Source organism: Microbacterium pseudoresistens, assembly GCF_013409745.1.
GTDB classification, from domain to species: Bacteria; Actinomycetota; Actinomycetes; order Actinomycetales; family Microbacteriaceae; genus Microbacterium; species Microbacterium pseudoresistens.
Genome location: NZ_JACCBH010000001.1, coordinates 903,908 through 921,031, shown reverse-complemented (window position 1 = coordinate 921,031; position 17,124 = coordinate 903,908). Strand labels below are relative to the sequence as shown.

18 protein-coding genes are annotated in these 17,124 nt (G+C 71.4%); 10 read left to right on the top strand and 8 right to left on the bottom strand.

Going from position 1 to position 17,124, the window contains the following annotated elements:
* Window positions 1–26 precede the first annotated feature (26 nt).
* The 4 genes from BKA02_RS04475 to BKA02_RS04460 form a co-directional block, all read right to left on the bottom strand.
* Window positions 27–959 (bottom strand): NAD(P)-dependent oxidoreductase, encoded by a 933-nt coding sequence (locus BKA02_RS04475; RefSeq protein ID WP_179431674.1) that lies wholly within the window; start codon window positions 957–959, stop codon window positions 27–29.
* 45 nt (window positions 960–1,004) lie between these two features.
* Window positions 1,005–1,706 carry a phosphoribosylformylglycinamidine synthase subunit PurQ gene (purQ, locus tag BKA02_RS04470; protein WP_179435210.1) on the bottom strand — a complete coding sequence of 234 codons (702 nt, stop codon included), beginning with the start codon at window positions 1,704–1,706 and terminating at the stop codon, window positions 1,005–1,007.
* Window positions 1,707–1,708: 2 nt separating this feature from the next.
* Window positions 1,709–1,957 carry a phosphoribosylformylglycinamidine synthase subunit PurS gene (locus BKA02_RS04465; RefSeq protein ID WP_179431672.1) on the bottom strand — a complete coding sequence of 83 codons (249 nt, stop codon included), beginning with the start codon at window positions 1,955–1,957 and terminating at the stop codon, window positions 1,709–1,711.
* Window positions 1,958–2,027: 70 nt separating this feature from the next.
* Entirely contained in the window at window positions 2,028–2,549 is a 522-nt protein-coding gene (locus BKA02_RS04460) for an adenine phosphoribosyltransferase (protein ID WP_343045347.1), read from the bottom strand.
* A gap of 168 nt (window positions 2,550–2,717) precedes the next feature.
* On the opposite strand from BKA02_RS04460, the gene BKA02_RS14305 reads away from it, so the two are divergent.
* The 5 genes from BKA02_RS14305 (at window position 2,718) to BKA02_RS04440 (ending at window position 9,179) form a co-directional block, all read left to right on the top strand.
* Complete coding sequence (locus tag BKA02_RS14305) at window positions 2,718–4,148, top strand: glycoside hydrolase family 1 protein (protein ID WP_246285972.1); 1,431 nt, start codon at window positions 2,718–2,720, stop codon at window positions 4,146–4,148.
* Entirely contained in the window at window positions 4,045–5,187 is a 1,143-nt protein-coding gene (locus BKA02_RS04455; protein ID WP_484502627.1) for a LacI family DNA-binding transcriptional regulator, read from the top strand. The genes BKA02_RS14305 and BKA02_RS04455 overlap by 104 nt, the downstream gene beginning before the upstream one ends.
* A 2-nt stretch (window positions 5,188–5,189) precedes the next feature.
* Entirely contained in the window at window positions 5,190–6,623 is a 1,434-nt protein-coding gene (locus BKA02_RS04450; protein ID WP_179431666.1) for an amidase, read from the top strand.
* Between the two features lie 151 nt (window positions 6,624–6,774).
* Entirely contained in the window at window positions 6,775–7,545 is a 771-nt protein-coding gene (locus tag BKA02_RS04445) for a LamB/YcsF family protein (protein ID WP_179431664.1), read from the top strand.
* 8 nt (window positions 7,546–7,553) lie between these two features.
* Entirely contained in the window at window positions 7,554–9,179 is a 1,626-nt protein-coding gene (locus BKA02_RS04440) for a 5-oxoprolinase subunit B/C family protein (RefSeq protein ID WP_246285971.1), read from the top strand.
* A gap of 69 nt (window positions 9,180–9,248) precedes the next feature.
* Here BKA02_RS04440 and BKA02_RS04435 read toward each other — a convergent pair whose 3' ends face one another.
* Window positions 9,249–10,580 carry a uracil-xanthine permease family protein gene (locus BKA02_RS04435; RefSeq protein WP_179431660.1) on the bottom strand — a complete coding sequence of 444 codons (1,332 nt, stop codon included), beginning with the start codon at window positions 10,578–10,580 and terminating at the stop codon, window positions 9,249–9,251.
* 114 nt (window positions 10,581–10,694) lie between these two features.
* Between BKA02_RS04435 and BKA02_RS04430 the strand changes: the two genes are divergently transcribed.
* Both BKA02_RS04430 and BKA02_RS04425 read left to right on the top strand, forming a co-directional pair.
* A complete protein-coding gene (locus tag BKA02_RS04430; protein WP_179431658.1) occupies window positions 10,695–10,961 on the top strand; it encodes a type II toxin-antitoxin system VapB family antitoxin in 267 nt (88 codons plus the stop codon).
* Window positions 10,958–11,347, top strand: a complete 390-nt coding sequence (locus BKA02_RS04425) for a type II toxin-antitoxin system VapC family toxin (RefSeq protein ID WP_179431656.1) — start codon at window positions 10,958–10,960, stop codon at window positions 11,345–11,347. The genes BKA02_RS04430 and BKA02_RS04425 overlap by 4 nt, the downstream gene beginning before the upstream one ends.
* 8 nt (window positions 11,348–11,355) lie before the next feature.
* Here the strand turns inward: BKA02_RS04425 and BKA02_RS04420 are convergent, their stop codons facing one another.
* Complete coding sequence (locus BKA02_RS04420) at window positions 11,356–12,240, bottom strand: phosphoribosylaminoimidazolesuccinocarboxamide synthase (RefSeq protein ID WP_179431654.1); 885 nt, start codon at window positions 12,238–12,240, stop codon at window positions 11,356–11,358.
* 90 nt (window positions 12,241–12,330) lie between these two features.
* Here BKA02_RS04420 and BKA02_RS04415 point away from each other — a divergent pair, with 90 nt between their 5' ends.
* Genes BKA02_RS04415 through BKA02_RS04405 form a run of 3 tightly spaced genes read left to right on the top strand, consistent with a single transcriptional unit; the run spans window position 12,331 to window position 15,012 of the window.
* Entirely contained in the window at window positions 12,331–12,948 is a 618-nt protein-coding gene (locus tag BKA02_RS04415; protein WP_343045345.1) for a PadR family transcriptional regulator, read from the top strand.
* On the top strand, window positions 12,945–14,441 hold the full coding sequence (locus BKA02_RS04410; RefSeq protein ID WP_179431652.1) for a DHA2 family efflux MFS transporter permease subunit: 1,497 nt from the start codon (window positions 12,945–12,947) through the stop codon (window positions 14,439–14,441). Before BKA02_RS04415 ends, BKA02_RS04410 begins: the two co-directional genes overlap by 4 nt.
* A 37-nt stretch (window positions 14,442–14,478) precedes the next feature.
* Window positions 14,479–15,012, top strand: a complete 534-nt coding sequence (locus BKA02_RS04405; RefSeq protein ID WP_179431649.1) for a GNAT family N-acetyltransferase — start codon at window positions 14,479–14,481, stop codon at window positions 15,010–15,012.
* A 9-nt stretch (window positions 15,013–15,021) separates the two neighbouring features.
* Here BKA02_RS04405 and purD read toward each other — a convergent pair whose 3' ends face one another.
* Both purD and BKA02_RS04395 read right to left on the bottom strand, forming a co-directional pair.
* Window positions 15,022–16,299: a phosphoribosylamine--glycine ligase gene (gene purD, locus BKA02_RS04400; RefSeq protein WP_179431647.1), complete on the bottom strand. Its 1,278-nt coding sequence runs from the start codon at window positions 16,297–16,299 to the stop codon at window positions 15,022–15,024.
* A gap of 38 nt (window positions 16,300–16,337) precedes the next feature.
* Complete coding sequence (locus tag BKA02_RS04395) at window positions 16,338–17,021, bottom strand: NUDIX hydrolase (protein ID WP_343045344.1); 684 nt, start codon at window positions 17,019–17,021, stop codon at window positions 16,338–16,340.
* Window positions 17,022–17,124 lie beyond the last annotated feature (103 nt).

Below are 17,124 nucleotides of genomic sequence, written 5' to 3'. Positions count from 1 at the left end.
CGCCGCCGCACGCAACTGTCAGGCGCTCAGCCGCCGAGGACGACGTTGATCGGCGGCTGGCCCTTGAGCATCAGGTCGATCTGGGTCCGGACGAGCTTCGCGATCCGCGGGTTCATCGCAGTGGACGCCCCGCCGACGTGCGGGCTGACCACGAGGTTCGGCGCCTGCCACAGGGGATCGTCGGCGGGCAGCGGCTCCTCCTCGAAGACGTCGAGTGCGGCGCGCAGGCGGCCCGATTCGAGCTCGGTGCGCAGCGCATCCGTGTCGACGATGGATCCGCGACCCACGTTCACCACGAGCGCGCCGTCGGGGAGGGCCGCCAGCAGGTCTGCGTCGAAGAGGTGGTGGGTCTCCTCGCCGCCGGGAAGGCTCAGCACGACGATCTCGGCCTCCGGCAGAAGCGCGGCCAGTTCGTCGATCCCGTGCACCTGCACGCGGCCGAGCCGCTCGTGCCAGAGCGTGCGAGCGGTGCGCGCGACGACGGTCATCTCGACCTCGAACGGCTCCAAGCGCAGGGCGATCGCCTCGCCCACGCCGCCGAAGCCGACCAGCAGCACCCTGCGGTCGGCGAGGCTCTCGGCGAACACCGGCGACCACTCGCCCCGGTCCTGGGCGCGTACGAACCGCGGCAGTTCGCGCTGCGCGGCGATCATCAGACCGACGGCGAGCTCAGCCGTGGAGGTCTCGTGCACGCTCGCGGCATTGGCGAACGGGATGCCCGCGGGCAGCGCATCCGCGACGCCGTCGTATCCGATCGACTGGCTCTGCACGATACCGATGTCGAGCCCGTTCAGCGCGCTGAGCACCCCGGTCGCACCCATGTACGGCGGGACAACGAGGTCGATGCGATCCCGCGGGGCGGGCGAGGCGAGATCCCAGATCTCCAGCTCGACGCCCTCAGGCAACGCGCCGATGCCATCGCGGAGACGGGTGGTGGGGACGGTGACGAACAGGCTCACGTCCCCGACTCTATCGCCGGGGTGCAGGGCCTCCGCGCGATGCCGCTACGCCGCGGCGTGCGCGACGGCGGCGATGGCGCTCGTGAAGAACCCGAGACCATCGGTGCCCGAGCGCATCGCCGCGGACGTGTCGGGGCCGAAGCCGGGCTCGGTCGCGTGCTCGGGATGCGGCATAAGCCCCACGACGTTGCCGCGCTCGTTCGTGACGCCGGCGATGTCGCGCAGCGATCCGTTCGGGTTGACGCCGGCGTAGCGGAAGGCGACGAGGCCTTCGCCCTCGAGGCGGTCGAGAGTGTCTTCGGATGCGATGTAGCCGCCCTCGCCGTTCTTCAGCGGGATGACGATCTCCTGCCCCTTCTCGAACGCGCTCGTCCAAGCCGTGCCGGCGTTCTCGACGACCAGGCGCTGATCGCGGCGCACGAAGTGCTGATGGTCGTTGCGGATGAGCCCGCCCGGCAGCAGATGCGCCTCGACGAGCATCTGGAACCCGTTGCAGATGCCGAGCACGGGCATCCCGCTCGCGGCGGCATCCTTCACCTCGGCCATGATCGGCGAGAGTGCGGCGATGGCGCCCGAGCGCAGGTAGTCGCCGTAGCTGAATCCGCCGGGCAGCACGAGGGCGTCGACGCCGTCGAGGTCGTGCGAGCCGTGCCATAGGGCGACGGGCTCGGCACCGGCCAGGCGCACGGCCCGCTGCGCATCGCGGTCGTCGAGGGAGCCCGGGAAGGTGATGACCCCGATGCGGATGCTCACTCCACGACCTCGATGCCGACGACGTCCTCGATGACGGAGTTGGAGAGCACGTCCGCGGCGACGCGCTTCGCCTCGGCGAGCACGGCATCCGTCACTTCGCCGTCGACGGTCAGCTCGAAGCGCTTGCCGATGCGCACATCGCTGAAGGCGGTCACGCCCGTGCGCGCGAAGGCACCGGAGACGGCTTTGCCCTGCGGGTCGAGGAGTTCGGACTTGGGCATGACGTCGACGACGATGGTGGGCATTCGAGGCTCCGGAAGTCGCGGGCGGGGATGCGGTCAGTCTATCGCCGCGCCCGGGCCGTGCCCGCTGCGGTCACGAGGAGAAGACGGTGTGCACGTCGCCGACGAAGTCGCGGCCGCCGAGCCCGGCGATCTCGAACAGCACCGAGACTCCGGCGACGGTGTAGCCGAGTTGCTCGACGATGCGTCGCCCGGCGGCGAGCGTGCCTCCCGTGGCGAGCACGTCGTCGATCAAGAGGATGCGCGATCCCGCGGGCAGATCATCGTGCATCTCGATCGTGGCCGTGCCGTACTCGAGCGCGTAGTCGACGGCCGCGGCGGGTTGGGGGAGCTTGCCGGCCTTGCGGATCGGCACGAGACCGGTGCCGGCGACGATGGCGGCCGCGGCGGCGAGGATGAAGCCGCGCGCCTCGATCCCTGCGATAACGTCGAAGGAACCGGCGAACGGCTCGACGAGCGCCTCGGTCGTGACGCGCAATCCCTCGGCGTCGGCGAGCAGCGGCGTGATGTCGCGGAACAGGATGCCGGGCTCGGGGTGATCCGGGATCGAGCGGATGAGGGATTCTGCGCGGGCGAGCGCTGTGGCGGAGGTCACCGCACCAGAGTACGCGCGCGGGGCTCGACGAGTGCGCGGGATCCCGCCGAGTGCGCGGCTTGTTCCCGTCGATAAGCCGCGCATTCGGCGACAAGCCGCGCACTCGCGGAGGGGCCGTGCGCCGCACCTCCATTGACGCGTATGGGAGCGCTCCCATACGCTGACCCCATGACTCGCGCGTTCCCCGACGGCTTTCTCTTCGGCGCCGCCACCGCGGCGTACCAGATCGAGGGCGCGGCCTTCGACGACGGCCGCACCGCGTCGATCTGGGATGCGTTCACGCGCATCCCCGGTGCGATCGTCGGCGGCGACGACGGAGACGTCGCGTGCGATCATTACCGCCGGTACGCCGACGACGTGGCGCTCATGAAGAGCCTGGGGCTGCAGACCTACCGCTTCTCCGTCTCCTGGGCGCGCGTGCGCCCCGACGGCGGTGCCGTGAACTCCGCCGGCATCGACTTCTACTCGCGTCTCGTCGACGAGCTGCTCGCCGCCGACATCCTGCCCTGGCTCACGCTGTACCACTGGGACCTGCCGCAGGCCCTGCAGGAGAAGGGCGGATGGGTCTCGCGCGACACGGCCGAGCGCTTCGTCGATTACGCGGCGAGCCTGCACGACGCGCTCGGCGACCGCGTGAAGGTGTGGACCACGCTCAACGAGCCGTGGTGCGCATCCTTCCTCGGCCACACCGGCGGCGAGCACGCGCCGGGGCACACGAGCGTCGCCGAGGGGCTGCTCGCCTCGCACCACCTCCTGCTCGCCCACGGCGGCGCGGTGCGCGAGCTGCGCGGGCGCGACGCGTCGCTCGATCTGGGCATCACGCTGAACCACACCGTGGCCGACCCCGCCGATCCGCAGAACGCCGGGGACGTCGATGCCGCGCGCCGCGTGGACGGGCAGTTCAACCGCTGGTTCCTCGATCCGATCCACCGCGCGAGCTATCCCGCCGACATCGTCGAGGACATCCGGGCCGTGGATCCGGCGGCCGTCGACGCGTTCGAGGCCGCCGTGCACGACGGCGATCTGACGGCGATCGCGCAGCCCATCGACACGCAGGGGGTCAACTACTACCACGGCGACCTCGTCTCGGGAACGCGGCAGGAGCATCCGCCCGTCGGCGGCGGCCCGGCCACAACGCGGCCGGGGCGCAGCCCGTACCCGTCGTTCGAGGGCATCCACCCCGTGGAGCGGGGGCTGCCCCGCACGGCGCAGAACTGGGAGATTCAGCCCGAGGGACTCACCCGGCTACTGCAGCGGGTGTGGGACGAGTACGCGCGACCCGCGGGGGTGCGGCTGTTCATCACCGAGAACGGCGCCGCCTTCGACGATGCGGTCTCGGTCGAGAACGGCGAGAAGCGCGTGCACGACGCGGATCGCACCGACTATCTGCGCGCGCACCTGGCCGCGGTGCTGGATGCCGTCGACACGGGTGTCGATGTGCGCGGGTACTTCGCCTGGTCGCTCATGGACAACTTCGAATGGTCGTGGGGCTACGATAAGCGCTTCGGGATCGTGCGCGTCGACTACGACACCCAGGAGCGCACGGTCAAGGACAGCGGTCGGGAGTACGCTCGGATCATCGCCGCGCGCTCGTTGTAGACGCGCCGTCCGCCCCGGGAGGATCGCCGTGACTCGCGCCACCATCGAAGAGGTCGCGGTGGCCGCGGGCGTCTCGCGCTCGACGGTGTCGCGGGTGGTCAACGGCTCCACGGCGGTGAGTCCGGAGGCGTTCGCGGCGGTCACCGACGCGATCGAGCGGATGCGGTACACGCCCCACCGGGCCGCCCGGTCGCTGGCGAGCAGGCAGACGCACGCGATCGCGCTCGTCGTGCCGGAGAACACCCGTCGGTTCTTCGGCGATCCGTTCTTCGCCGAGATCGTCTCGGGCATCAGCGCCCGGCTGACCGGCTCGGACTACATCCTCAACCTGCTCATCGCCAGCGACGACCCGCGCGACAAGATGACGAGCTTCATGCGCAACGGCGGTGTGGATGCGGCGATCATCGTCTCGCACCACACGAGCGACGCCTTCGTCGACCGGATCGCCGAGACGCTGCCGGTGGTGTTCGGCGGACGCCCCGAGCGCCGCCGCGACACGGACTTCGTCGTCGACGTCGACAACGTCGCCGCGGGGCGCACGGCCACCGAGCACCTGCTCGCGCGCGGGCGCCGGCGCCTCGCGATGGTCGCAGGCCCCCTCACGATGCCGGCCGGAATCGACCGCGTCGACGGGTTCCGCGCGGCGCTCGCCGACGCCGGGTTCGAGCCGGTGGCGGTCGTGGAGGGCGGCTTCGCCGAAGACGTCGCGCGCGAGGCGACCCGGGAACTGCTGGCCGGCCTCCGCGCATCCGGAGAGCCCGCACCGGATGCGATCTTCGCCGCCAGCGACCTTATGGCCCGCGGAGTGATGACCGCGCTGCAGGGTGCCGGGCTGCGCGTGCCCGAGGACGTGGCGCTCATCGGCGTCGACGACTCCCCCGTGGCGGTGGCGACCGATCCCGCCCTGTCGACCGTGCGCCAGCCTCTGCACGACATGGGCGAGACGATGGTGCAGGTGCTGTTGGATCATCTCGCCGGGCGTCCGGCCGAGCGCACGACGATCCTGCCCACCGAGCTCGTCGTGCGGGCGTCGAGCTGAGCATGGCGGAGCTGCACGAGCTCACCGCCCTGGAGCAGCGGGATGCGCTGCGCCGCGGCGACGTCTCTCCCCGCGAGCTGGTCGCGCACTACCTCGAACGCATCCGGCGGTTCGACGACGGACACGAGGGCGGTCTCGGTGCGTTCGTCGAGGTGACGGGGGATGCGGCGCTCGTCCGCGCCGAGGCGCTCGGCGACGCCGAGCCGTGCGGCGCGCTGTGGGGACTGGCTTTCGGCGACAAGGATCTCGTCGCCCGCGCCGGCGTGCCCACCCGCTACGGGTCGCGGCTGCACGGACTGCACGGACTGCACGGGGGGTTCGTGCCCACGGCATCCGATCCTGAGGCCCTGGTGCTCGACGAGGCGGGCGGTATCAGCCTGGGCAAGACGAACACCCCCGAGTTCGGGCTCGTCGGTTACACCGAGTCGGATGTCGCCCCGCCCGCTCGCGATCCGTGGGATGCGCGCAACGGCGCCGGCGGCTCCAGCGGCGGCGCCGCGGTGGCGGTGGCAGCCGGGCTCGTCTCGCTCGCGCCCGCCTCGGACGGCGGCGGCTCCATCCGCATCCCGGCCGCGACCGTCGGCGTCGTGGGGCTGAAGCCGTCGCGCGGTCGGGTCGCCGTGGGCTCGGGCATGACCGGCGTCGGCGGGCTCGCCGTGACCGGACCTATCGCCCGCACGGTGGCCGATGCCGCCCTGCTTCTGGATGCGCTCGTCGACGGCCGCCCCTATCCGTTCGCGACGGGGGCGCCGGGATCGGGTCCGTTCCTCAACGCGGCCACGGCCGATCCCGGCGCGACCCGCGTCGCGGTGACGACGGTGAGCCCGTGGGACGACGACGTCGACATCGCGCTCGATCCGGATGCCGCCGCGGCCGTGCAGCACGCCGCCGCCGTGTTGCAGAACGACGGGTGCGCGATCGACGACCTCGCCTGGCGGCCGCGCGGATACGCATCCCTGTTCGGCGTGCTGTGGCGGGCGAGTGCCGCCCGCATGACGCTGTCGGCGGCCGAACTGGCGCTGGTGCGACCCATGACCGCGTACCTCGTGGCGGAGGGGCGCCGGCTCACGGCGCCGCAGCTGCTCTCCGGGCTCAGCGCCGCGGCCGAGTTCGAGCGCGCCACGATCGAGGAGTTCGCGCCCTTCGACGCCGTGCTCACCCCCGCGCTGGCCGAACCGCCGCAGCCGGTGGGCAGCTACGACGAGTCGGATCCGGAGCGGTGCTTCGCGCGTCAGGTGCAGTATGCGCCGTACAGCAGCTTCGTCAACGTCGCCGGGCTCCCCGCGATCGTCGTGCCGGTGTCGCGCACGGCCGGCGGGCATCCGGTGAGCGTGCAGCTGATCGGGCGCCCCGGCGGCGAGGCGACGATCATCGCGCTCGCCGCCCGGCTGGAGCGTGCCTCGGGGATCTCGGGGTTCCCGCCGGGGCTGGAGTGACGCTCCTCTCTCCCTGCGCCGAGTGCACGGCTTGTCGTCGAGTGAGCGGACTGTTTCGTGGAACAAGCCGTGCAGTCGACGGCAAGCCGCGCACTCGGGAGGGGATGACGGGGAGGATGCGGCATCTGACACGATGGGGCGAGGAGCCCGCATGGACTGGATCGACCTCAACGCCGACCTCGGCGAGAACAGCCCCGATCGCATCGTCGCCGACGACGAGGGGATGCTGGCGCTGGTCTCCAGCGCGAACGTCTCGTGCGGCTTCCATGCCGGCACGCCCGGCGGCATTCGCGAAACGCTCGGCGCCGCCGTCGCGCGCGGCGTGACGATCGGCGCGCATCCCTCCTACCGCGACTTCGAGGGGTTCGGGCGCAGGCCGATGAGCCCCGACGCCGCCGCCCTGCAGGCCGATGTCGAGGAGCAGCTGGCATGGATGCTCGACGCGGCCCGGGCCGCCGGCGGCGCCGTGCGCTACGTCAAGCCGCACGGCGCGCTCTACAACACGATCGCGCGCGACGAGCGGCAGGCGCGAGCCGTGATCGCCGGCATCCGCGCGGTGGATCCCTCGCTCGTGGTGCTGGGTCTCGCCGGCGGCGTCGTGCTGCCGATCGCCGCTGAGGCCGGGCTCGCGACGGCCGCCGAGGCCTTCGCCGACCGCGGCTACCTGCCCGACGGCCGCCTCGTGCCGCGCACCGCGCCTGGCGCCGTGCTCGACGACCCGGAAGCCGTCGCCGAGCGGATGGTGCGCTTCGCGCGTGACGGCGTCATCCGTGCCGTCGACGGCACCGACGTGCGCGTGGACGCGCGCTCGATCTGCGTGCACGGCGACAGCCCCGGTGCGGTCGCGATGGCGCAGACCCTGCGTGCGGCGCTCGCTGCCGCGGGTATCGCCATCCGCCCGTTCGTCGGCGGCGGGCGATGAGGTTCCTCATGGCGTCAGATCGCGGCATCCTCGCGGAGTTCGCCGACCTCGCCACCGCGGTCCGCGCGCACCGGGGATGGGCCGCGGCCGGGATCGAGGGCGTGCGCGAGCTGATCCCCGCCGCCCGCACCGTGCTCGTGCGTTTCGATCCGGCCCTCGTCTCGCGCGCCGAGCTCGAGCGCCGGCTCGGGGATGCGGTCGACGGCGACGATGCTGCCGCGGAGGGCCCGGAGGTGCGCATCCCCGTGCACTACGACGGCGACGATCTGGCCGAGGCCGCCGACCTGCTCGGCGTCTCGGCCGAGGAGCTCGTGCGTCGGCATCTCGCCGCGGAGTGGCGGGTCGCGTTCTCGGGCTTCGCGCCCGGATTCGGCTACGCCGTGAGCAACGATCCGCTGTTCGCCGTGCCCCGTCGCGCCACCCCGCGCACGGGCGTTCCGGCGGGGGCGGTGGGCCTCGCGGGCGAGTTCACCGGCGTCTATCCGCGCGAGAGCCCCGGCGGCTGGCAGCTCATCGGCCGTACGGATGCCGTGATGTGGGATCCCGACCGCGACCCGCCCGCCCTCCTCGTCCCCGGCACCCGCATCCGCTTCGAGCGCGCACCCGCCCGGGGCTCCGCCGTCCGCCGGTCGTCGAGCGTCCGGACCGGCCCCGCGGGGCGACCGGGAGGCGGTGAGGCGACCGAAGCGGTAGGAGCCTTCACCGTCATCCGCCCGCCCCTGCAATTGCTGATCCAGGATCGCGGGCGCCCCGGCTATGCCTCCCTCGGCGTCTCGGTCTCCGGCGCCGCCGACCGCACGGCGCTGCGCGATGCGAACCGGGCTGTGGGCAATGCGCCCGGTGCCGCGGTGCTCGAGGCGATCGGCGCAGGGATGCTGCGCTACCGCGGGCCGGCATCGGTCATCGCGTTCACCGGCGCCGAGGGCGAGGCGTGGCGCATCCGCCCCGACGGCGACGAGCAGGAGATGGTCGCGGGCATCCCGTACGCGTTGGGCGACGGCGATGCGATCGAGTGGGAGGCGCCGGAGCGCGGGCTGCGGCGGGTGATCGGCGTGCGCGGTGGCATCCTCGCCCCGACCGTGCTCGGCAGCGCCGCCTCCGACACCCTCGCCGACCTCGGCCCCGCGCCGGTGCGTGCCGACGACGCGATCGCCGTCGGCGACCCGGCCGCGGCGCCGCATCCGGTGCAGCCCGATCCCCTGCCTAGGATGCTCCCTGCATCCGGAGAGGTCGTCGAGCTGGAGGTCGTACTCGGCCCGCGCGACGACTGGTTCACGCCCGAGGCGTGCCGCGCACTCGCCGAGCGGGAGTGGGAGGTCACGCCGCGTTCGGACCGGGTGGGGCTGCGGCTGCACGGCTCAGGGCTGCACGGCTCAGGGCTGCACGGGCCGGCGCGCCTGGAGCGCGCCGTCGAGGGGGAGCTGCCCAGCGAGGGCATGGTCACGGGCGCACTGCAGGTGCCGCCCGATGGTCAGCCCGTGCTGTTCCTCGCCGATCATCCGGTGACGGGCGGCTATCCCGTGATCGGATGCGTCGCCGACGGCGACCTCGACCTCGCCGCTCAGCTCCCCCCAGGGGCTCGCATCCGCTTCCGGATCGCACCCGCGCCGAGTGCACGGCATCCCGTCGCGTGAGCGGGTTGTTTCGTGGAATAGGCCGTGCAGTCGGCGACAAGCCGTGCACTCGGCAAGGAGCTGAGGGGCTCAGTCGACGGGATCGCCGCCCATCGGCCCGACGGCCGCGAGCGGACGCGGGTCGTCGGCACCCGTGCGCCTCAGGCGCGCGATGAGGTTGCCGAGGTGGTAGATCACGATCGCGGCGAGCGTGGCGATGACGATGCCGCCCAGCTCGAAGCCGGAGTTCTCGTCCTTGATCATGAACCCGCCCACGGCGATGATGAGCGCGACGGCGGCCGTGTACTGGTTGACGGGGCGGGAGAAATCCACGCGGTTGTCGACCCAGATCTTCACGCCGATGATGCCGATCAGTCCGTACAGCGCCGTGGTCACACCTCCGAGCACGCCCGCGGGCACGGAGTTGATGACCTCGCCGAACTTCGGCGAAAGGCTCAGCAGGATCGCGGCCGCCCCGGCCACCCAGTAGGCGGCGGTCGAGTACACGCGGGTGGATGCCATGACGCCGATGTTCTCGCCGTACGTGGTCGTGCCGGAGCCGCCGAAGAATCCGGCCAGCGCGGTCGAGACGCCGTCGGCGATGAGCGCCTTGCCCGTGTTCTCGTTGATCGCGGGATCCTCCACCATCGTCGCGACGCCGCGCACGTGGCCGACGTTCTCGGCGATGAGCACGAGCACCACCGGCAGGAACATCGCGATGCCGGCCCAGGTGCCGCTGGAGGCGAAGTCGGGCAGGTGGAAGGTGGGCAGCCCGACCCATGCCGCGCTCTCGACGGCCGAGAAGTCGAGCTCGCCGCGGAAGGCCGCGAAGATGTACCCGGCCGCGACGCCGAGGAAGATCGAGATGCGCCCGAGGAACCCGCGGAACAGCACGGCGAACAGGATGGTCGCCGCGAGCGTGAACGTCGCCGTGATGGGAGCGGCGGCGAAGTTGCCGTGCGCGGCGCCGGCGAGGTTGAACCCGATGAGCGCCACGATCGTGCCGGCGAGCACGGGCGGCAGGAACCGGTCGACCCACTGCACGCCGACCGTGTGCACGACGACGCCGATGATGGCCAGCAGCACGCCGACGGCGACGATGCCGGCCAGCGCCGATCCCATCCCGGCGCTCGCCGTGGCCGCGGTGACCGGCGCGATGAACGCGAAGGACGAGCCCAGATAGCTGGGCAGCTTGTTGCGCGTGATCAGCAGGAACAGGATCGTGCCGACACCGCTGAACAGCAGCGTCGTCGGCACGGGGAATCCGGTGAGGATCGGCACGAGGAAGGTCGCGCCGAACATGGCGATGACGTGCTGCACGCCGATCGCGATCGTGGCGGGCCAGTTCAGGCGCTCTTCGGGACGGACGACGGCGCCGGGCGCGACGGTGCGACCGTTGCCGTGCAGCTTCCACAGGGGCATGGGGGCTCCTCAGATCAAGGGGATGAAGGCTGGGGAAACCTTATCGTTGCGCCGAGTGCCGTGAATGTCGGCGGTCTAGGGTAGAACGGGCTCATGAAGGGTAGAATCTCGGACATGAGCCTGAACATCAAGAACGAGAGCGTGCATGCGATGGTGCGCCGCCTCGCCGAGTTGACGGGCAAGAGTCAGACCGGCGCGGTGGAGGATGCGGTGCGCCGGCGGTTGGAGGAGATGGATCACGCCGAGCAGCGGCGCCTCGATGAACGTGCGGCAGCCATCGATCGCGCGGTGGCGCGGCTCCAGGCCCTTCCCGATACGGGACGCAGCATCGAAGAGATCATGGATGAGATGTACGACCCCGAAACGGGCCTTCCGCGTTGATCGTCGACACTTCCGCACTGATCGCGATCGCAAAGCATGAGCCCGAAGCTCCGCGGTTCCAGCTTCTCCTCAAGCAGCACGAGGTGGCGATGTCGGCGGCCACTCTCGTTGAGGCGGAGGTCGTCGCTCGCATGCAGCTGCGGCAGGGCGGGTTGGCTGCCGTGCGTGGGTTGATCCGGGCGGCCGACACCCGCATCGTTCCGGTCGACGAAGTCCAGGCGAGCATCGGGAGCGATGCGTACGAGAAGTACGGCCGCGGCTCGGGCAGCCCCGCGAGGCTCAACTACGGTGACTGCTTCAGCTACGCGCTCGCCATCGCCCACGACGAGCCGCTGCTGTGCAAGGGCGCCGATTTCATCCACACGGATGTGCGGATCGCCGAGTAGGGCGGAGGTCAGGCCGTGAGGCGCTCGATGAGCTCCGCGTAGCGGGCGGCGGTGCGCTCCACGACGTGGTCGGGAAGCCGGGGAGGCTCGCCCTGCCGGTCCCAGTTCGCGGCGAGCCAGTCGCGCACGATCTGCTTGTCGAAGCTGGCCATCCGCTCCTCCGGCGTCGTGCCCGTGCGCCACCCCTCGAGATCCCAGTAGCGCGAGGAGTCGCTCGTGAGCGCTTCGTCGGCCAGGCGCAGCACACCCTCGGCATCGACGCCGAACTCGAACTTCGTGTCGGCGAGGATCAGGCCCTTCTCCTCGGCGATCGCCGCCGCGCGACGGTAGATCCCCAGCGAGACGTCGCGCAGCTGGGCGGCACGCTCGGCGCCCACGATCTCCGCGGTGCGGGCGAAGGTGATGTTCTCGTCGTGCTCGCCCATCGGGGCCTTGTACGCGGGGGTGAAGATCGGCTCGGCTAGCCTGTCGCCGTTGTGCAGGCCCTCCGGCAGCGGGATGCCGCACACGGTGCCCGCGGTCGAGTATTCCGCCCAGCCGGAACCGGTGAGATAGCCGCGCACGACGCACTCGATCGGCAGCATCTCCAGCGACTGGGCGAGCATCGCCCGGTCGGCGACCTCGGCGGGAAGCTCGCCGTCGGCGCGGTGGTCGGCCACGGCATCCGGCCCCTCGGCGAGGCGATCGAACCACCAGCGGCTGAGCGTGGTCAGCAGGGCGCCCTTGCCGGGGATACCCGGCGCCAGCACGTGGTCGAACGAGCTCACCCGGTCGGAGGCGACGACGAGGATGCGGGTGTCGGCGGGGTCGGCCGAGGCGTAGAGGTCACGCACCTTGCCGGAGTACAGGTGGCGCCAGCCGGGCAGGGAGAGGGGGGAGGAGGGAGTGCTCACCCGCCCATTATCCCGACCTTGCGAGAGGCACGTCGGAATGGATATAGTCCAATGCGGATAGTCCACATCGACTAATTGGAGCGGATCATCGTGCCGGAGCCGAAGCTCACCCCTCTCGGGGTCATGGTGCTCGCGCTGCTGCGCGAAGCCGACATGCACCCGTACGAGATGGTGCGACTGCTGCGCATGCGGCGCGACGAGCGCCTCGTCAAGGTCACCAACGGCACGCTCTACCACTGCGTGAACCGGATGCTCGAGCAGGGCCTGATCGAGAAGGTCGGCACCGACCGCGAGGGCAACCGACCCGAGCGCACCACCTACGCGCTCACGGATGCCGGCCACAACGCCATGCACTCGTGGATCCGCGAAGAGCTCAGCCGCATCGATCGGCCCGCCCAGTTCCGCGTCGCGCTCGCCGAGGCGCACAACGTGGAGCGCGACGACGCCGTCGCCCTGCTCCGCATCCGCCGGGTCGCCCTTGCCGACGAGGCGCAGATCCACCGCGACGGGTTCGCGAACGCGCGGGACAAGGGGGTCCCTGCCCAGTTCCTCATCGAGATCGAGCGGCAGCAGGCGCTCCTCGACGCCGAGGTCGTCTGGCTCGACGCCCTCCTCTCCCGCCTCGGGGCCGACGAGATCCCATGGGGATCCGCCGGTCATCTCGACACAGACCGCTATCTCGCCCAGCGAAAGGCCGCCGCACAATGACCGACTCCCTCCGTACCGCTTCGAGCGGCGCATCCCCCACGGCTCCGGAGCGCAGTCCGTGGCCCGCGCTGTGGGCGCTCGTCATCGGGTTCTTCATGATCCTCGTCGACACGACGATCGTGAGCGTGGCGAACCCGGCGATCAAGGCCGCCCTCGATCCCGACTCCAACAACCTCGACCGGGTCGTGTGGGTCACCAGCGCCTACCTGCTCGCCTACGCCGTGCCGCTGCTCATCACCGGCCGCCTGGGCGACCGGTTCGGGCCGAAGAACATCTACCTCATCGGGCTGGCTATCTTCACCGTCGCCTCGCTGTGGTGCGGTCTGTCGATCACACTCGACGGCCTGATCTGGGCCCGTGCCGCGCAGGGCATCGGCGCAGCGCTGCTCACCCCGCAGACGATGGCCATGATCACCCGCACATTCCCGCCCGAGCGCCGCGGCGCAGCGATGGGCCTGTGGGGCGGCGCATCCGGAGTCGCCATGCTCGTGGGGCCGCTCGCCGGCGGATTCCTCGTCGACGGCCTCGGCTGGGAGTGGATCTTCTTCATCAACCTGCCCGTCGGCGTGATCGGATTCATCCTCGCGTGGATCCTCGTTCCCAAGCTCGAAACGCACAAGCACCGCTTCGACGTGCCTGGTGTCTTCCTCAGCGCGATCGCCCTGTTCCTCATCGTGTTCGGGCTGCAGGAGGGCGAGGCCTACGACTGGGGCGTCATCTGGGGGCCCATCTCGGTCTGGGGGCTCATCATCGCCGGCGTCGTGGTGATGGGGCTGTTCCTCTGGTACCAGACGCGCACGAGGAACGAGCCGCTCGTGCCGATGGAGCTGTTCCGCACGCGCAACTTCACCTGGTCGAACATCACGATCGTCATCGTCGGGTTCACCGTCACCTCTCAGGGGCTGCCGCTGATGTTCTTCCTGCAGCTGGCCCGCGGGCTCACCCCCACGGAGTCGGCGCTGCTGATGATCCCGATGGCGCTCGCCGCCGGAGTGATCTCGCCCTTCGCGGGCAAGCTGCTCGACCGGATCGATCCGCGCCTCATGCTCGTGCCAGGCCTGCTGTGCGTTGCCGTGTCGCTGTTCCTGTTCGCGATGATGATGAACACCGACACGGCGATCGGCTGGATGCTCATCCCTTCCGCCATCCTCGGCTTCGGCAACGCGGGCATGTGGGGTCCGCTGGCCACCACGGCGACGCGCGACCTGCCGCCGCGCCAGGCCGGCGCCGGATCGGGCATCTACAACACGATGCGCACGATCGGATCCGTGCTCGGGTCGGCCGCGATCGCGGCGTTCATGCAGAGCCGTCTCGAAGCGAACCTCCCCGGTATGGACGAGGCGCCGAGCGGATTCGGCGGAGGCGCCATGCCCGAGATGATCGCGAAACCCTTCGCCGATGCGATGGCGCAGACGATGCTGCTGCCGGCGTCGTTCATCCTGCTCGGCGTCGTGGCGGTGCTGTTCCTGCGCCGCCCGAAGCACCTCCGCTGACGCAGGAGTATCGCCCGGCGCGTGATTGGATGAGCGGATGACCGCTACGCTCGCACGCCCCACGATGGATCTTTTCGACTCGTGGGCGGCGGCCGTCGCGGAGTTCGGCGGAGGGCACATCGACGGTGCGGGGCTGAACGACGATGCCGCGGCGGATCGCGCCACGTGCGCCGACCTCGTCGCCAGGGCGGCGCTGTACGCCGACCGCGCGGCCACCCTGCCCGACGACCGCGTGCCGTGCGACTTCTTCTGGATCCTCGACGACGGCGAGGTGGCGGGGTTCATCGCGTTCCGCCTCGAGCTCAACGACTTCCTGCGCCGCGTCGGAGGGCATATCGGCTACTCGGTGCGCGCCTCGCGCCGCCGCCGAGGACTCGCCTCGACGGCGCTGGGCCTCGTGCTCGACCGGGCCAGAGCCGAGGGGTTCGAGCGGGTGATGCTCACCTGCGACGACGACAACATCGGCTCGGCGCGGACGATCGAGGGCGCGGGCGGCGTGCTGCAGGACGTCATCGACGCGAAGGATGCCGGGCATCCGCGCCTGCGCCGCTATTGGATCCCGCTCGGCTGATCGAGGAGCTCAGGAGGCGACGCGGGCGGCGATGTCGGTGCGGTGGTGCGCGCCGTCGAGACGGATGCGGCCGATCGCCTCGTACGCACGGGCGCGGGCATCGGCGAAGTCCGAACCCGTCGCGACGACGTTCAGCACGCGGCCGCCGGTTGCCACGAGCGATCCATCGGGCGCATCCGGTGCGCCCGTGGCGGCGTGCACGATGCGTACGCCTTCGACGGCCGCGGCCTCGTCGAGCCCTTCGATGAGGCGCCCGGTCTGCGGACTCTCCGGGTAGCCCTCGCTGGCGAGCACGACGGTGACGGCCACCTCGTCGGAGAACGCCGGCTGGGGTTGGTCCTCCAGCGTGCCCGAGGCCGCCGCGAGCAGTAGCTCGGACAGCGGCGTGATGAGCCGGGGCAGCACCACCTGGGTCTCGGGGTCGCCGAAGCGCACGTTGAACTCGATGACCCGAACGCCGCCGTCGGTGAGGATGAGCCCCGCGTACAGCAACCCGATGAACGGGGTGCCCTCGGCATCCAGCTGCCGGATGACGGGAAGGGCGACGGTGTCGGTGACCTCGGCGACGAACGCGGCCTCGTCGCCGAAGCGCTCGGCCAGCCACGGCAGCGGCGAATAGGCGCCCATGCCGCCGGTGTTGGGGCCGGCGTCGCCGTCGAAGGCGCGCTTGAAGTCCTGTGCGGGGGTGAGCGCGCGCACCGTGTCGCCGTCGGAGAGGAAGAAGAGCGACACCTCGGGGCCGGAGAGGAACTCCTCCACGAGCACGGGGCCCGAGGGCAGATACTGCTCGGCGTGGGCGAGCGCCTCGGCGCGGTCGCCCGTGACGATGACGCCCTTGCCCGCGGCCAGCCCGTCGGCCTTGACGACGTGCGGGGCGCCGAGCTCGTCGAACGCCGCCTCCACCTCAGCCGTGCTCGCGGCCCGCACCGCGCGCCCGGTCGGCACGCCGGCGGCATCCATGATCCGCTTGGCGAACGCCTTCGATCCCTCCAGCTGGGCGGCCGCCTTGCCCGGGCCGAACACGGGGATGCCGCGACCGCGCAGCACATCGGCGACGCCCGCGACGAGCGGGGCCTCGGGGCCGATCACGACGAGGTCGATCGCCTGCGCATCGGCGAACCCGGCGACGGCAGCGCCGTCGAGCGGATCGAGGTCGACGAGCGTCGCGTCCTGCGCGATCCCCGCGTTGCCCGGGGCGGCGAACACGTCGTGCGCGTCCTGCTCCGCACGAAGGGCGAGGATGATCGCGTGCTCACGGGCACCGGAACCGAGGACGAGGATCTTCACGCGCCCAGCCTACCCAGCGCGCCCGCCGTCGCCCGGGTTCAGACGGTGACGGGGCGCTCGTCGCCTCTGTCCCACGGCAGCGTCCATCCGGCCGCGTCGAACAGGCCGTCGAGCACCATCGCCGTGAACCCCCACACGATGAGCCCGTCGACGTCGAACGCCGGCCCCTTGAACGTCATGCCCGCGCGCGTGATCGTGGAGGTGAACCGGGTCGCGGGGTCGAGCAGCTGCGCCACCGGCGTGCGGAACACCTCGACGGTCTCGGCATGATCCACGGCCGCGACCTCGGACGGCGTCGTCCACCAGCCGAGAACGGGCGTGACGCGGTGGTTGCTCACGGCGAGGGGGAGTGCGGGAAGGGCGGCGAGGATCTCGACGCCCGACGGGTCGAGCCCGGTCTCCTCCTCGGCCTCGCGCAGGGCGGTGTCGATGTCGTCGCGATCGTCGTCCTCATACCCGCCGCCGGGGAACGAGACCTGCCCCGGATGCGACGACAGGGTGGGCGCGCGCCGTTGCAGCAGCACGTCGAGGTCCTTCGCGACGACGGCATCCTGCGTCGTGGCCGGAATGCTGTCGAGCACGCCGAAGAGGATGAGCACCGCCGATCGGCGGATCCGCACGTCGTCGGGAAGCCGCGGCAGCCCCTTCGGGTCCCACGGGCCGCGGCGGGCGGCCTCGATCAGCTGCGCCCTGGCGCCTTCCGGGTTCGGCGGATCGCTCACTCCTCGAGCGTATCCCCGATGCGCACCGGCGACGCCATGCATGAGGTGCGATCCGCTCAGGCGATGACGACCTCGACCCCGGCGGCGCGCAGCTCGTCGAGGG

Bases quoted from the DNA above. Each gene is read 5' to 3' on its own strand.
- BKA02_RS04450 (WP_179431666.1), top strand. From the start codon at position 5,190: ATGGCGGAGCTGCACGAGCTCACCGCCCTGGAGCAGCGGGATGCGCTG.
- BKA02_RS04405 (WP_179431649.1), top strand. From the start codon at position 14,479: ATGACCGCTACGCTCGCACGCCCCACGATGGATCTTTTCGACTCGTGG.
- BKA02_RS14305 (WP_246285972.1), top strand. From the start codon at position 2,718: ATGACTCGCGCGTTCCCCGACGGCTTTCTCTTCGGCGCCGCCACCGCG.
- BKA02_RS04465 (WP_179431672.1), bottom strand. From the start codon at position 1,957: ATGCCCACCATCGTCGTCGACGTCATGCCCAAGTCCGAACTCCTCGAC.
- BKA02_RS04430 (WP_179431658.1), top strand. From the start codon at position 10,695: ATGAGCCTGAACATCAAGAACGAGAGCGTGCATGCGATGGTGCGCCGC.
- BKA02_RS04435 (WP_179431660.1), bottom strand. From the start codon at position 10,580: ATGCCCCTGTGGAAGCTGCACGGCAACGGTCGCACCGTCGCGCCCGGC.
- BKA02_RS04410 (WP_179431652.1), top strand. From the start codon at position 12,945: ATGACCGACTCCCTCCGTACCGCTTCGAGCGGCGCATCCCCCACGGCT.
- BKA02_RS04440 (WP_246285971.1), top strand. From the start codon at position 7,554: ATGGCGTCAGATCGCGGCATCCTCGCGGAGTTCGCCGACCTCGCCACC.
- BKA02_RS04445 (WP_179431664.1), top strand. From the start codon at position 6,775: ATGGACTGGATCGACCTCAACGCCGACCTCGGCGAGAACAGCCCCGAT.